Genomic DNA, 13,892 nt, shown 5'->3' on the forward strand with positions numbered 1-13,892 from the left:
CTGAAACCCAAAGCGAGAACAGGGAGTTCGCTATGTCCAAGCCAATCCTTCATATGGCCGGGATCACTAAGGTGTTCAGCACCGAAGAAATGGAAACTCACGCCCTGCGGGGCGTTGACCTGAGTATTTACTCGGGGGAATTTGTTTCTATCTGCGGCCCCTCGGGTTGCGGTAAATCCACACTTCTCTCGATTCTCGGCCTGCTGGACCTCCCCACCAGCGGCAGCTATGAGATTGAAGGCACTGAAGTCGCTCAATTGACGCTAAGTGAGGCGGCAACAATTCGTAACGAGAAAGTAGGCTTTATCTTCCAGTCCTTTAACCTGATTGACGAACTCTCTGTCTACGACAATATCGCCCTGCCCCTGCGATACCGACGCAATCCGATTTCCAAGTCTGAAGCCGACAAAAAAGTGAAACACTGCCTGGAGAAGGTGGGGATGAGTCACCGGGCCTCTCACAAACCTAACCAGTTGTCCGGTGGCCAACAGCAGCGAATCGCCATAGCCCGGGCGCTAGTTGGCAATCCGTCCCTGCTGCTGGTAGACGAGCCCACCGGCAACCTGGATTCCCACAATGGCGATGCGGTAATGAAAATGCTGCGGCAGCTCAACAATGAAGGTACCACCCTGTGCATGGTGACCCATGACCCTCGCTATGCAGATATGGCCAGCCGTCAATTGCATCTGCTGGATGGAAAAATCTCAACGCCGCAGCCCATACTAGAGCCCCATGAGATGGCCCTATGATCACCACAAAGGACCTGTCCATTGCCCTCCAGTCCCTCAATCGGGCGCGGAGCTACGCCACCACTATTATTCTGACCCTGGGTATCACTCTCGGCGCCCTGGTAACACTATTTAATCTCAACTACCAACTGTTAGCCGCACCCCTACCCTACCCGGACGAAGATCGGCTGTATGTCGTGAATGGTAATCTCTACCAGAACAAGCAGCTGCGGCTGGAAAACAACAGCCAATACCCTGCCCTGGTTGAAATCTATAAGAACGATAGTTTCTTCGAGTCCAGCGCCCTGGTGTACTTCTGGGAAGATGTGGTTCGCAATTTATCCGGATCACCACGGATTAATGTTTCCTATGTCTCTCCGGAATATCTCCAGCTGGCTGGAGCACCCCTGGCCCTGGGCAGACAATTCAATGCCGATGAAGGGCTCGACAGCCGAGTTCCCGTGGCGGTTATCAGCTATCAAACCTGGGAGCAGATGTTCCGGCGCAACCCAAATGTCTTGGAGCAAAGCCTGCAATTTGGGGAGGTGGACTTTCGCATTGTCGGCGTCACCGCCAAAGACTTCATTGAACCCCAAATCTATAAGCAGGGCCGGCAAACGGCGGTCTGGCTGCCCTGGGACTTTAACGATACACAAGTAGAGCGCAGAAATAATTGGAGAGGCTTCCTGCCTTTCCGCATGCTCACAGGAAAGCTGAAGCCGGGCATTGACCCCGCCAGTGCGGGGCATGAATTGAGCACATTAATGGATGCCCAGTATCAAGCGGCCCTAGCCGGGAGATCCTCTTCGGTAGAAAGGTCCGTTGAATACCGACTCACCCCCTTCGCCAATAAAATCCTTGGTGACAGCGCCACGCGAACCCTAATGATTATGGGCGGCACACTGGTACTTCTGTTAATTGCTTGCGCCAATGTTACCAACCTGATTCTTTCTCGCGCAGCCAAACAACAACGCAATATGGCGATACAGGTCGCGTTGGGCGCACACAAAAAACATATCTTTTTGGCCCTGCTATGTGAAATCGGCCTACTTATGTTAGGGGCTGCATTACTTTCTCTACTTTTAGCCCTGGGATCGACGGAAGTATTAAAGGTGATGGCTACGGAACAGATTCCTCGCATTCAAGAGCTCACCTTAAACTGGCAGACACTGGTTTTTGCACTGTTGTGTGCCTCACTTCTCGCCCTGTTCTTCTCAGCCATAGTCAGTCGACAGGTTAATTACCGCGCACTGAATCAAATGTTGCAGAGCAGCGGCAAAGGCTCCGGTGTACAAATTTCACCACTGATCCGCAAAGTCCTTATCAGCAGCCAAGTGGCGATGACCAGTTTGCTTATCGTCGCCAGCTTGCAGATTTTCCTGCAAGCTAACCGACTGATTAACCAGCCCTTTGGCTTCCCCTTGGACAACGTTCAAGTGATGACTCTGAATATCGGCAATCTTAGGAGCGCCCCCACTGCCGAACGGGAGAGTTACCTGAAGGCCATCAGGCAGAGATTGCTGGAGCACCCTAAAGTACAAAATGCCAGCCTGAGCCTAAACACTCCTATCTCTATCAGCCGGCCACTTTGGACCACATCCCTGAGTCATGATGCCAGCCGACAAAACCCGGTGATGGCCAAGACCACAGTTGTCGACGAAAACTACCTTTCCATTTTGCGTATGCCACTGGTAGCTGGCCGCCATATCAATGCGGCTGAGTTTTCCGATAACAATCACATGATGCTCGTCAACGAAACCCTGGCCAAGCAACTGGAGCCGGATGGAGAAGTATTAGGCAATCGCTACTACTGGCGAGGTGACTTGCCCTACCAAGTGGTCGGTGTAGTACGCAACGCAAGCCTGCCCGGCAAAAAGGAACCCGCCCGCTTATTTGTGCGCGGTATCAACGTGAGCTATCCCCTACTCGTACTTAGACATAAGCCTCACCAACCGCTCAGCACCACAGAGATTAATCGGGAGTTTGCCGAAGTAAACAGGCAGTACAAAGTTTCTGAGCTATTCACCCTGGAGCAGGCGCGAGACCTACTCCTAAGCAATGACCGGGTCTCAGTTTGGGTAACCACCGCCCTGACATTACTGGCACTTAGCCTCGCTGCCATCGGTATCTTTGGAGTGCTCAGTTACAGTGTACAACTGCGGCGTACTGAGCTTGGCGTGCGCATGGCAATCGGCGCCCGCCCAGCGACGATTTTCTATCACACCCTGATCGATAGCCTGATTCCCGTCGTTATCGGTATCGCTGTAGCGACTTTGGTCCTAGTCCCTCTGGCGCTTTGGCTTGAGCAAAGCGAGTTCAGTATTGAAACCAGCCTATGGGGCTGGCTGCTACCACCATTGCTTATTATCGGCCTAACCGCCTCGGTGACCCTGCTTTCAGTATGGAAGATAATCAACAAGCCCGCAATTTACGCCCTGCGTGGCACAGGGTAGTTACTCTTTACGCCAATATCCGACACTGCTTGAGATTGTACTCGCTTCATGCAATCTTTGCTGCGAATACAACGATAAGAAATGGAAGAACCAATGCAGCCTCAACAGTGGTTATCAAGTGGCCAATACTTCAGCTACCAAAATCACCGGTTATTCTATATCGACAGCGATCCAAATAACCTTCAGAAGCCAATACTATTGATGGTTCACGGCTTCCCAACAAGTAGCTATGACTGGCATAAAGTTTGGCCACAACTTACGGAAAATTTCCGGTGTATTGCCATGGATATGCTGGGCTTTGGGTATTCTGACAAACCAAAACAACACCGGTATAGCATCCATGAGCAAGCCGACTTACAAGAAGAGCTTCTACATCGCCTAGAAATCACTTCATTACATCTATTGGCACACGACTACGGCGATACCGTTGCCCAGGAACTGCTCGCTAGAGACAATAGCCGGGAAAAGAAGCTTTTCCGTTCTACGTGCTTACTGAATGGTGGTCTCTTTCCTGAAACGCACAAAGCACGACCCATCCAGAAGTTACTGATTTCCCCCATCGGCCCCCTGATCAACTTGCTAGTGAACTATCGTCAATTCTGCCGCAGCTTCAAGGTGCTGTTTGGACCTGCCACCAAGCCCACAGAGACCGAATTGCGTGAACTCTGGCAAATTATCCAGTACAACGGCGGCAAATACCGTTTCCACAAACTGATAAATTACATGCAAGAACGACTCGAATACCGCCAGCGATGGCTGGATGCCCTAAACCAGTACCCTGGCCCACTCCAGCTCATAAATGGCTCATATGACCCGGTTTCAGGCGCACATATGGTAGCCCGGTTCCGCGAACTGATAGAGCGGCCAGCTGGCATCGTAGAACTGGCAAAGGTGGGACACTATCCGCAGTGGGAAGCACCAGAACTTCTCGCATCAACCTACCTAGGGTTTATTGAGAACCATTCAAAAAAAGTGGCTCCAATCAGCCTATAACCAAAGGCTAGATTGCCAAAATTCTATCCAAACAATAAAAGGTTGCCGTCAATGAAAGAGTTGCCCCCAGGTATAACCCCCTATAAGAAAACCCCTGAATTCACTGAAAAAGACATCCCTCCAGGACTACTGAAAGATCACAATACCAAGGAGGGAGTATGGGGGAAAATTGTAATCCTCTCCGGATCACTAGAATATACGATTCAAGAGCCTGAAGTGGAGATTGTTGAGTTGAGTCCTAAAAAATTTGGCGTAGTAGAACCAACTATAAGGCACCACATAAAACCGCTAGGGAACGTAAAATTTTATGTTGAGTTCTATCGATAAAAATCATCCAATCCAGCCATCTTGATAGATAGATCTGGTACAGCCCTGCTTCCTCAAGTCAAAGAAGGCAGATAGACACAGGATACATTTCAGCCACCTATATAAAAGGACAAGATCAACTTCAATGATAAGTAACGTGGATAGTTAGACAGATATTCTCAACCAGAATATAAAATAAACCTCAAAAAATCCAAGGGAGTATTTATGTATCGGATTACATTGCTCACTTTATCTTTCCTGATCGTCAATGCTGTAACTGCAAATTCACCAGATGATAAGAAAAGCATAGAGAGGGCTGTACTCGACTATATTGAATCACAACACCAGGTTAAGCCCAAATTAATGGGTAGGGGTTTAGATAAAAAATTAGCCAAAAGAACCTATTGGAAAACTAAGGATGGTTCAGAGTTCATAATGGAGACAGATTATGAAACCATGCTTTGGATAGCCGAAAACTACAATAAGGATGGAGATAAGTTTCCACCTTCCCCTAGAATTGATATAGATATCCTTGATATTGATAATCGAGCTGCATCAGTAAAATTATCTGTAGATGAGTGGATTGACTACATGCACTTATATAAAAATGATAGAGACGAATGGAAGATAATCAACGTTCTCTGGCAATACCATGACAACAATAGACATGTAAGCAAGAAATAAACTGGGGCAATACGGGCCTAAAGCAAATGGACACTTCTGTATATCATGTGATTTCCAAATGCACTCAAGCCCAAGACAGAAAATCACAACTTCCTGCCTCTCAGAAAACTATCAGTTTAAAATCACTACTTGCTGGTTTGGACCCTGGAGCATTTTAACTACAGCTGGTAAATTAAGATATCCGAGGTCACATAATGCTTAAGCAGAATACCAAGATGACAAAGAGATTCATATCATCAGCATTTCTACTTATTGCTCTCGTTGGGTGCGCACACCAGGAAGACACCCTGAATAATGAATTGTGGCCAGGGGATCTAAACATGTATCAACTTAGCTACTCAAATGATCCTCAGCCAGGTAATACCCAATCTCTATACACGCAACCTGAAAATAATGAAAATAAGAACAAGCAAAAGCTTATTTCTGACTCTATAAACTGGCATATAAGAGCTGGATACCTAACATTTATCCTACGATAGCGATATAAAGAAGTAGTATGGGGCTATCAGCCCCATACTTCACCATTAACAGCACAAAAGTAATTGCATGAAAAAGACCCTGATTAAAATTCTAATTTATACTTGCTGTATTACAGTTCATGATTCGCTTGCAGATCACGGAACAGGTATAGATAAGGCATCTGAGAGCCGACACCTACAGGAAAATGAGCATCTAACCCGTTTATTTAACCAGGATCAGATTGCACGCAAGCTTTCACACGACGAAATCGACTGGAATGTACTTAATCATAAAGACAAGAATCGACGTGAAAAAGTACTAAAGATGCTAGCAGAGGGCCGAATTAAGACTTCAAAAGACTTCTACCATGCAGCACTTATTTTCCAGCATGGCAATAATGCGGAAGATATTAGGCTCGCTCACGCACTTACCACCATAGCAGCCACCCTTGCTGAGGACAAAAGCAAGGCAAATTGGTTAAAAGCAGCTACATGGGATCGATTAATGATGAACCTAAACCAACCACAATGGTATGGCACCCAGTTTGTGAAAGACCCATCGGGAAACTGGAGCCTGTATGATATAGATCCTGATATAATCTCTGATCAGCAACGAATAGACTGGTCAGTTCGAGTAATAGAAGAATCGAAGGCTTTAGAGAAATCACTGAACAACACCAAGGAAGGCAAGCATTAATTAAGCTGACCATTTTTCTTATTACGACAAGGGAAGAACTAAGAATAAGCATGATAAGACTAGTTACTACTTTAGACTCCGCAGAGATTGCTGAAATCTACAATTACTATATAGAAAGTACTTTTATTACTTTTGAGACCGAGCCTGTTTCAACTGAAATTATCACCAACAGGATCGAAGAATGCTCCAGAAACAAACTCCCCTGGCTTGTCGCAGAATATGAAGGTCGCATAGTTGGCTATTGTTATGCCAGTAAATGGAAGGGGCGCTGTGCATATCAGCACTCAGTAGAAGCTACCGTATATTTAGATACAAATTCAATATCCAAAGGCTGGGGTTCGAAGCTTTACGCAGAATTATTAAAGCAGTTGATACAGCTTGATGTTCATGCAGTTATCTGCGGTATAGCACTACCCAATGCAAGTAGCATCGCACTTCATGAGAAATTTGGCATGAAGAAAGTCGCTCATTTTAAGGAAGTGGGATACAAGTTTGGGCAGTGGGTGGATGTTGGTTATTGGCAATGCTTACTTTCCTCAGGAAAATAATTAAGATATATAACCATTCGATTACGATAACCACGTATTAGATATATACTTTTACACTAGATTTCGCCATAAGAAGGAAGTCAAATGATTTTTTCAACTACGGAAACAGTACCAGGGAAGGAGATCTCAGAGGTGCTGGATATCGTCACAGGTAATGTTGTTCAGTCAAAACATATCGGTCGTGACTTAATGGCAGGGATCAAGAGTATTGTCGGTGGAGAGATCCGCGGCTATACCGAAATGCTGACCGAAGCGAGAAAAAAAGCTTTTCAAAGACTGAGCGATAGCGCAACACAGAAAGGTGCTGACGCCGTAGTGGGTATTCGCTTTACTACAAGTGCTATTATGGACGGCTCCTCAGAGATCCTGGTTTTTGGTACAGCAGTTAAGTTAAAAAGATAGGCTGTTGGCATCAAAAAATTTGAACAATTTCCCTGTATAGACTTAACCCAAGCTAGAAGCTGCTACTTATTTACACGACTAAAGCTCTACCGCAAACTGCCCCAACTTTCTCCGCACCGCCGGCAAAGAGTTAGCGGCAGCTATAAGGGCCCTGAATTCAAATCTTGCCTTAAGGGATTGCCCAGTGACTATTTTGCGGCCATGCTCGGTAATGTCAATAACCTTCTTGTCCTCCCTGTGACGCAATTCTGAGTACCCAGTGAGCCGCCCTGCTACAACCCGCGCTGCTAGCTCAGCAGCATCGGCAATCCCCAAGTTCATACCGCGGCCGCCTACAGGAGAATGACAGTGGGCGGCATCTCCAGCAAGATGTATTCTGCCTTTCGAGTAGGTCTCAGCCTGGCGAACAGAAATATTAAAGGTTCCCTGACGACGAACCCTCTTGATATCCAATGCCATTGGGAAAGCCCCTATGGCATCGTCACAGCTTGCCACCAAACGATGGCGCCCCTCCCCTAAAGGCACTGCAACAGCTACCACTCCGGACTCCATTTTTACCAATGTGAACTTTCTTTTTGGGGGCCAACCATCGGTATCGACATCGGCAATCGACCATTCTTCCTCCAGGTCAAACCCAGGATAATTAATACCTGCAGCCTCACGAACAGTGCTGTGGATACCATCCGCTCCAATCACAAGATCGAAACGCGCCTCCTCACCCGCATTAAACTGGGCTACCACTCCGCCTTCAGATTCAGTAAGAAATGTAAGCTCTTTCTGATATTCGACCTCAACACCCATACCTGATAGTACCTGGGCCATAAGGGATTCGGTCCTGTCTTGAGGCAATCCGAGAATAGTGGGGAAATAGGTGCGATCGGAGTGAAGGGGGAATTCAAGCGCTAGTCGCGTATCCAGATAGATACAGGCAGCTTGAACAGCAATACCTTCAGCTATCAATTTCTCTGAAACGCCTGACTTCGAAAGCAATTCAAGACTGCGGGAAGTAATACCCACAGCCCTACTTAGAGTGGATGCGCTGTCCCGACGGTCAATAATCCTTGGTGACAAACCAAGGCGGGTAAGCTCAATGGCAGCGGTAAGACCAGTAGGTCCCGCCCCAACAACCAATACTTTCACAAGCCACCTCGAATAACTTCACTATCAGGCCACTGCTATCTGCGTAAAGTATAAACATGAACTCTCGGTTTCACCCCTATACATAAAGCTCAGGTGGTTATCGATACAAAGGGCACACTTCATCAATGAAAGGAGTAATTATGCCCCCTTACAACTAAAAAGAGTGCTGAAATCAGGAAGCTTTAGCTACTAAATCCTGGACATTATCATAACCACCCCGTGATATGTAGCGACTAATACGAACCGAGCACTGCAGGAATAAATTATTTATTCATTTTAATATTTGATTAATTATATCTTAAATTAATAAAAAAATTATAAAGATATAGACCGCCAACCCACAGGATAAACCCTCCCCTTAGATGCAGCTAGATGCAGCAAATCCACCTAAAAAGAAAGAATCAGCAAGCCCCTTAAACCATCACTTTCCACAGAAATATCACATAAATATGTAGCCTAAGACGCAAAAGAATATTAAACTCAACTTCATAAAACTGCAAAAAAGCAACAATCTGAAAAAACAGAAAACCACCATGATTGACCGAAGACTATTTATTAAGATTAGCAGCCTTTTACTTGCAGCCCCGCTATTCGCAAAAAAATCATTAGCCATGCAGGACTTAACCTTCAGCTCGCTGCACATGCCAGATGAAAGCGATCAACACAAGAGAACATGGATGGCTTTTGTTGCCAATGATTATATTTGGTCACATAAGCAAATTCCTGAGGTAAAAAGGAATCTGGCATTAATTGCAAATACAATTGCCAAATATGAGCCCGTATCTCTCCTGGTGAGCAGAAAAAATTTACATGAAGCAGAAGAGTTACTGGATATAGATAATTCAAATTTTAAAATCGAGCTTCATACTTTTGAAGTCGATGATCTATGGCTTCGTGACACGGCCCCTATCTTTGTAAGATCCACCTATGGGGAGAAAATTGCACTGAATTTCAATTTCAATGGTTGGGGCAACAAACAGGAACACTCGTTAGACAAACAAGTCGCCAGGTATATTGCCAATACATCTGGAGCAATCCATGAGAGAGCCAACATTGTACTAGAGGGTGGGTGCTTTGAAGTTGATGGAAATGGCACAGCGATTATGACTGAGAGCTGCATCCTCAATAAAAACCGTAATCCAGGATGGTCAAAAATAGATATTGAAAAGGAACTCAAGGCACTGCTCGGATTACGTAAAATTATTTGGCTCAAAGGCATTAAGGGAATGGATATCACAGACGGCCATACCGATTTTTACGCACGTTTTATCAAACCTGGGGAAGTTATAGTCAGCAGGGATAATTATCAATCCTCCTATGACTATGAGGTTACTCGCGAAAATATCAACACATTAAGCAATAGTGTCGACGCAAATGGAAATCCGCTAAACCTACACGTCCTGGATACACCAGAAATTATTAATGAGAGATTTGGTACTAAAGACTTTGCCGCAGGCTATATTGGTTACTATGTTTGTAACGGCGCAATAATTGCTCAAAAATTTGGCGATAGAAATGCAGATGAGAAAGCCAGAGCTGTTTTGCAAAGCGCCTTCCCCAATCATATAATTGAGCAAATAGCAATTGATGGAATTGCTTCAGGTGGAGGCAGCGTCCACTGTTCTACACAGCAAGAGATTATTGTTTGATTCTGCTTTTCTTTAAAAATTTTCTGCATCACTTGCAAAACTTTCCATAAGTACCCAGAAAATTATTGGGTTATTTCTGGGAACCCTGGGTGCAGCCTGGATAGGCTTCAAGAGAAATATGGCTGCATTAACACTGGACCTAAACCGGGGGCGAGCTGGATCTTCTTATCAGGTGCAATTTCACTTAGCCTGTATAACCCACTGGTTAAGCTGGTTCACTCTGATGAACCTACAGAGGTCATGGCCTATTGGGTAATTTTATTCGGTGCACTCTGGTTATTGTTTTTTACCCTCCCCCTCTTAGGCACCATAAACTGGCAAAATACATCTTTTCAACTCAATGGCAGCTTACTTTATTTAGCGCTATTCACCACACTAATGAGTTTCTTTCTGCTGCAGTTCGACACGGTAAAAATTGGTCCCACCAAGGTAGCCGCTTATGGATTCTTGAACCCGATTTTTGTACTGGCACTAACCCTGCTTCTGGAAATGTCAGAATTCAGTAGTTCCTTTTTCCAAGCATTATTCTGGTCTTCTTGGCTATGTTATTTATTCAGGCAGAAAAGACAGCATAAAAGGCACCCCAAATATTGAACTACAGATCACTGCTGTACCCTCTTAACCCTCCCCTTACCCACACTGCAGGAGGAGTGATAGATCTAATTCACAGGCTTCTCAATCTCATAAATTGCATCAGATATATCTTCCAGTTTTGAAGACACAATAGCCAGTGCATCATGCAGCCCTTGATTGTAGAAGCCAGCCCCCATCTCCCTTGCAAGAAAATCGATCAAGAACTCCACCTCAAAGCCACCAGCTTCGAGATCAAACTCCTCAGAAAGGTATTTCCTTATCTTCTCCACCAATACAGATTTACGTTCTTTTTCAAGTACAATTTCTGGCATAAGAATAACCCTGTCATTACTTCATTTTTACCCGGAAAAGCTATTAAACATATACTGGGATATATTAGTAAACAAAGACTACGATGACTTCCATAGGTATACAAGACAGAATGAAAAAAATCCGAGCAGCCCAAGGCTGCTCGGATTTGAGTGACCCTTATTGGGAACTTTACTTAAAAATTGTAGTTGAAACGTACTCCGTAGCTCACAGGTGTGGAGAATGGACCGGATACCAGGCCATCACTTCCATCTGCGTAGTACGGAACAATTTCATCGGTAATATTGTTACCATAAGCTTCAACATTCCACTGATCATCTGGGCTTGCATACTTGATGGACGCATTGATCATCCAGAAAGAATCTCGGCCATCATCATAAGCCGAAGTATCACCAGCCGGGAAATCATGCTTATCAACATTCCAATAAGTCAGGTAAGACTCATCCTCCCAGTGAATGCCGATAAACGGAATAATTGCACCGCCGTGGGCCAGCTCAAAAGTGTGATCGTAATTGATAGTGAAGCTGAACTCCGGTGATACCGGCAACTCATTATCCTTCAAATTTCTGAAGAGTCCTTCATTAGTATTGTCATGAGCTAAACCATAATCCGAAAGTTCAAACAACGCTTGGTTGTTGAAATTCCAGCGGTTCCAAAAATCAGAGGTGATTTCTGTTTGTATCCAGGTAGCAAAACCACTGATTCGGCCATTCGGATAGGGAGCCCAGTCAAACTCTAACTCTAACCCCATAATTTCTGCGCTAGCAGCATTCTTGGTAAGGTAAATAACAACGGGCTCGGTCGTAATTTCACCGGCATTCTCACCTTCTCGCTCTACCGCATAGTACGAGTACGCGGTATCAGGTGCAGCTAGCTGCATATCCTTATAGTCGGAGAAAAAGAAGGTACTGGCCAGATTTAGGCGTCCATCCAAGAAGGTACCTTTTGCTCCTAGCTCCCAAGTAATGACCTTCTCCTCATCATAGCTAGTGTCAATTACCTGTTGAACAACCCGATTTCCTTCATCATCGTAGATGTACTCAGCCGTACCCGGGTCTTGCTCATATTGGATGACAACGTCACCCAAACCTCCGGATTTAAATCCACTTGCAACATATGCATACAGCATGACGTCATCTGTCAGGTCATAATCAAGACCAATTCGGAAGTCTGATGAATCCCAGCTCTTGCTGACATCATTGTAAGTATCGATTGTATAAATTGAACTATCGGCGAAGTGACTAATAGAAAAGCTATTAAAGGTGTCCTGTAAATAGGCAGGGAAGCAACCATACACTTCATCTGATCCAGTGGACCAGTCACGAGTACAGCTCAGGTTATTACCACCTTCATCACTCTTCTTATCTTCAGTATAGCGACCACCAAGAGTCAGGTGCAGGGTATCAGTAAGGTCATAGGTAGCCTGAGCAAATACCGCGCTGGCCTCTACAGTTCTGTCTGGCTGTCTCCAAAATACGGCATTATCTAATGAGGCCAGGAAGTAGCCATTCAGATCAGTGGTCTCATGGAAATAAAACAAACCTGTAATCCACTGTAGGGGACCATCACCTGTAGATTGCAGCTGCAACTCATGGGAGTAGGAGGTATTTTCTGAGTCTGTAATGCTCATACTCATATCCCAGGTATTGCGACCAGCATCAATATCAATCAGATTACTTCGTTCCTGAACTGCATATCCGGTGTTATACACAAAGGCCATTGTATCGCTGAGATCCCAGCGGAAGTTAGAACGGAATGAAGTCATGGTGAGATCAAGTTCACCTGGTACATTCACCGCTACGGTGTACTCATCAGCACCGGAGCCGTAGTAGGTTTCACAAGTTGTTCCATCTTCGCGCTGCTCAGCCTTTTCACAGTCGATAGTGTTGATGCCGCCTGCACTACTATCCTGATAGTGTTCCGCTACGGCATACCAAGAAATATCGTCAGTCGGTTCCCATAACGCACCTATACGCACCGCTTGCTGATCAACATTCCCATAAAAATCTTCAGCATCCGCCCTGACCAGCTGATAGTCTGTGGCTCCTTCAGCGTTATTCGCCTGAATAAAAGTTGTGATTGCGTTATCAGCTAATACACCCGCACCTACAGAGTCAGCATCAATATAGCGATTATCCCACTGGTTAACGTCATAAAACCCGGTAAGGTAGGAATCCCGTGTCTCATCCATAAAGGACGCACGAAGAGCAAAGGTGTCTGAAACTGGAATATTGATAACACCTTTTACCAGCTCTTGATTCCAGCGACCGAACTCAACTCCAACTGAACCTTCGAACTCATTAATTACCGGTCTTTTTGAAATAACATTAATGGCACCAACGGTAGAGTTACGCCCATAAAGGGTGCCCTGCGGCCCACGCATGGCTTCAACCCTTTCGGAGTCAAACATCATTGCCATAGCAGACTGGGGGCGTGATGAGTAAATACCATCGAAGTGCAAACCAACAGCTGGGTCACCAAACTCAGTGGTGTTAGTAGAGCGCACGCCCCGCATAGAAATTACAGGGGAGGACTGGGAGGCATCATAGCCAATATCCACATTGGGGATAGTGTTGCCCAAATCCTTTACGTTCTTTACCCCTTGTCGATCCAGCTCTTCTTGAGTAAATGCACTGATCGCTACCGGGGTTTCCATCAGGTTGGTTTCGCGCTTGGTTGCGGTAACCGTTACTTCTTCTAGTACCCAATCATCATCCTGTTGGCTTTCTTCCTGAGCCCAAGCCGACACTACCGCAACATTTGCCATTGCAATCGCAAGGGTAAGTGGTTTTTTAATTCTCATTGATGTCTCTCCAATCTGCTGTAAAAGGAAAGCCAAATTTGATTGTTATACGTGGCTAACCCTAAAGGCCGTCGGCTATACGGCGACCAGATTAAAATCTCAGAAAGGAGAGCTCTGTGAAACCAAGA

General features: G+C 45.5%; 13 protein-coding genes. 10 read left to right on the plus strand and 3 right to left on the minus strand.

The annotated features are described in order from the left end of the window. The first annotated feature begins 32 nt into the window (after positions 1-32). From ACJJI7_RS18780 to ACJJI7_RS18815, 8 genes are all read left to right on the plus strand, one after another. A complete protein-coding gene (locus ACJJI7_RS18780; RefSeq protein WP_282953374.1) occupies positions 33-749 on the plus strand; it encodes an ABC transporter ATP-binding protein in 717 nt (238 codons plus the stop codon). Continuing rightward, positions 746-3,181, plus strand: coding sequence for an ABC transporter permease (locus ACJJI7_RS18785; protein WP_282953373.1), 2,436 nt, complete (start codon positions 746-748; stop codon positions 3,179-3,181). Before ACJJI7_RS18780 ends, ACJJI7_RS18785 begins: the two co-directional genes overlap by 4 nt. A gap of 93 nt (positions 3,182-3,274) precedes the next feature. After that, a complete protein-coding gene (locus ACJJI7_RS18790) occupies positions 3,275-4,174 on the plus strand; it encodes an alpha/beta fold hydrolase (RefSeq protein WP_353376271.1) in 900 nt (299 codons plus the stop codon). 51 nt (positions 4,175-4,225) lie between these two features. Continuing rightward, entirely contained in the window at positions 4,226-4,501 is a 276-nt protein-coding gene (locus ACJJI7_RS18795) for a TehB family protein (protein WP_282953370.1), read from the plus strand. 204 nt (positions 4,502-4,705) lie between these two features. Continuing rightward, positions 4,706-5,164, plus strand: coding sequence for a nuclear transport factor 2 family protein (locus tag ACJJI7_RS18800; protein WP_282953369.1), 459 nt, complete (start codon positions 4,706-4,708; stop codon positions 5,162-5,164). A gap of 546 nt (positions 5,165-5,710) precedes the next feature. Then, positions 5,711-6,319, plus strand: a complete 609-nt coding sequence (locus ACJJI7_RS18805; RefSeq protein ID WP_282953368.1) for a hypothetical protein — start codon at positions 5,711-5,713, stop codon at positions 6,317-6,319. Positions 6,320-6,369: 50 nt separating this feature from the next. Continuing rightward, positions 6,370-6,867: an arsinothricin resistance N-acetyltransferase ArsN1 family B gene (locus tag ACJJI7_RS18810; RefSeq protein WP_282953367.1), complete on the plus strand. Its 498-nt coding sequence runs from the start codon at positions 6,370-6,372 to the stop codon at positions 6,865-6,867. An 84-nt stretch (positions 6,868-6,951) separates the two neighbouring features. Continuing rightward, positions 6,952-7,269 (plus strand): heavy metal-binding domain-containing protein, encoded by a 318-nt coding sequence (locus ACJJI7_RS18815; protein ID WP_020412965.1) that lies wholly within the window; start codon positions 6,952-6,954, stop codon positions 7,267-7,269. A 78-nt stretch (positions 7,270-7,347) separates the two neighbouring features. Here the strand turns inward: ACJJI7_RS18815 and ACJJI7_RS18820 are convergent, their stop codons facing one another. After that, a complete protein-coding gene (locus tag ACJJI7_RS18820; protein WP_444901519.1) occupies positions 7,348-8,409 on the minus strand; it encodes an FAD-dependent oxidoreductase in 1,062 nt (353 codons plus the stop codon). Positions 8,410-8,942: 533 nt separating this feature from the next. Between ACJJI7_RS18820 and ACJJI7_RS18825 the strand changes: the two genes are divergently transcribed. Together ACJJI7_RS18825 and ACJJI7_RS18830 are read left to right on the plus strand one after the other, a co-directional pair. Next, the gene (locus ACJJI7_RS18825; RefSeq protein ID WP_282953363.1) at positions 8,943-10,058 is read left to right on the plus strand and encodes an agmatine deiminase family protein; all 1,116 of its coding nucleotides are present in this window, start codon (positions 8,943-8,945) and stop codon (positions 10,056-10,058) included. 210 nt (positions 10,059-10,268) lie between these two features. Beyond that, positions 10,269-10,652, plus strand: coding sequence for a DMT family transporter (locus ACJJI7_RS18830; RefSeq protein WP_475717144.1), 384 nt, complete (start codon positions 10,269-10,271; stop codon positions 10,650-10,652). 65 nt (positions 10,653-10,717) lie between these two features. On the opposite strand, the gene ACJJI7_RS18835 is transcribed toward ACJJI7_RS18830, so the two are convergent. Further along, on the minus strand, positions 10,718-10,963 hold the full coding sequence (locus ACJJI7_RS18835) for a DUF2164 domain-containing protein (protein ID WP_020412969.1): 246 nt from the start codon (positions 10,961-10,963) through the stop codon (positions 10,718-10,720). A 173-nt stretch (positions 10,964-11,136) separates the two neighbouring features. Further along, entirely contained in the window at positions 11,137-13,764 is a 2,628-nt protein-coding gene (locus ACJJI7_RS18840) for a TonB-dependent receptor (protein WP_282953362.1), read from the minus strand. Positions 13,765-13,892: the final 128 nt, after the last annotated feature.

The sequence above is a fragment of the Microbulbifer variabilis genome, assembly GCF_056232115.1.

Bases quoted from the DNA above. Each gene is read 5' to 3' on its own strand.
- ACJJI7_RS18815 (WP_020412965.1), top strand. From the start codon at position 6,952: ATGATTTTTTCAACTACGGAAACAGTACCAGGGAAGGAGATCTCAGAG.
- ACJJI7_RS18780 (WP_282953374.1), top strand. From the start codon at position 33: ATGTCCAAGCCAATCCTTCATATGGCCGGGATCACTAAGGTGTTCAGC.
- ACJJI7_RS18835 (WP_020412969.1), bottom strand. From the start codon at position 10,963: ATGCCAGAAATTGTACTTGAAAAAGAACGTAAATCTGTATTGGTGGAG.
- ACJJI7_RS18795 (WP_282953370.1), top strand. From the start codon at position 4,226: ATGAAAGAGTTGCCCCCAGGTATAACCCCCTATAAGAAAACCCCTGAA.
- ACJJI7_RS18840 (WP_282953362.1), bottom strand. From the start codon at position 13,764: ATGAGAATTAAAAAACCACTTACCCTTGCGATTGCAATGGCAAATGTT.
- ACJJI7_RS18825 (WP_282953363.1), top strand. From the start codon at position 8,943: ATGATTGACCGAAGACTATTTATTAAGATTAGCAGCCTTTTACTTGCA.
- ACJJI7_RS18810 (WP_282953367.1), top strand. From the start codon at position 6,370: ATGATAAGACTAGTTACTACTTTAGACTCCGCAGAGATTGCTGAAATC.
- ACJJI7_RS18785 (WP_282953373.1), top strand. From the start codon at position 746: ATGATCACCACAAAGGACCTGTCCATTGCCCTCCAGTCCCTCAATCGG.
- ACJJI7_RS18805 (WP_282953368.1), top strand. From the start codon at position 5,711: ATGAAAAAGACCCTGATTAAAATTCTAATTTATACTTGCTGTATTACA.
- ACJJI7_RS18790 (WP_353376271.1), top strand. From the start codon at position 3,275: ATGCAGCCTCAACAGTGGTTATCAAGTGGCCAATACTTCAGCTACCAA.
- ACJJI7_RS18800 (WP_282953369.1), top strand. From the start codon at position 4,706: ATGTATCGGATTACATTGCTCACTTTATCTTTCCTGATCGTCAATGCT.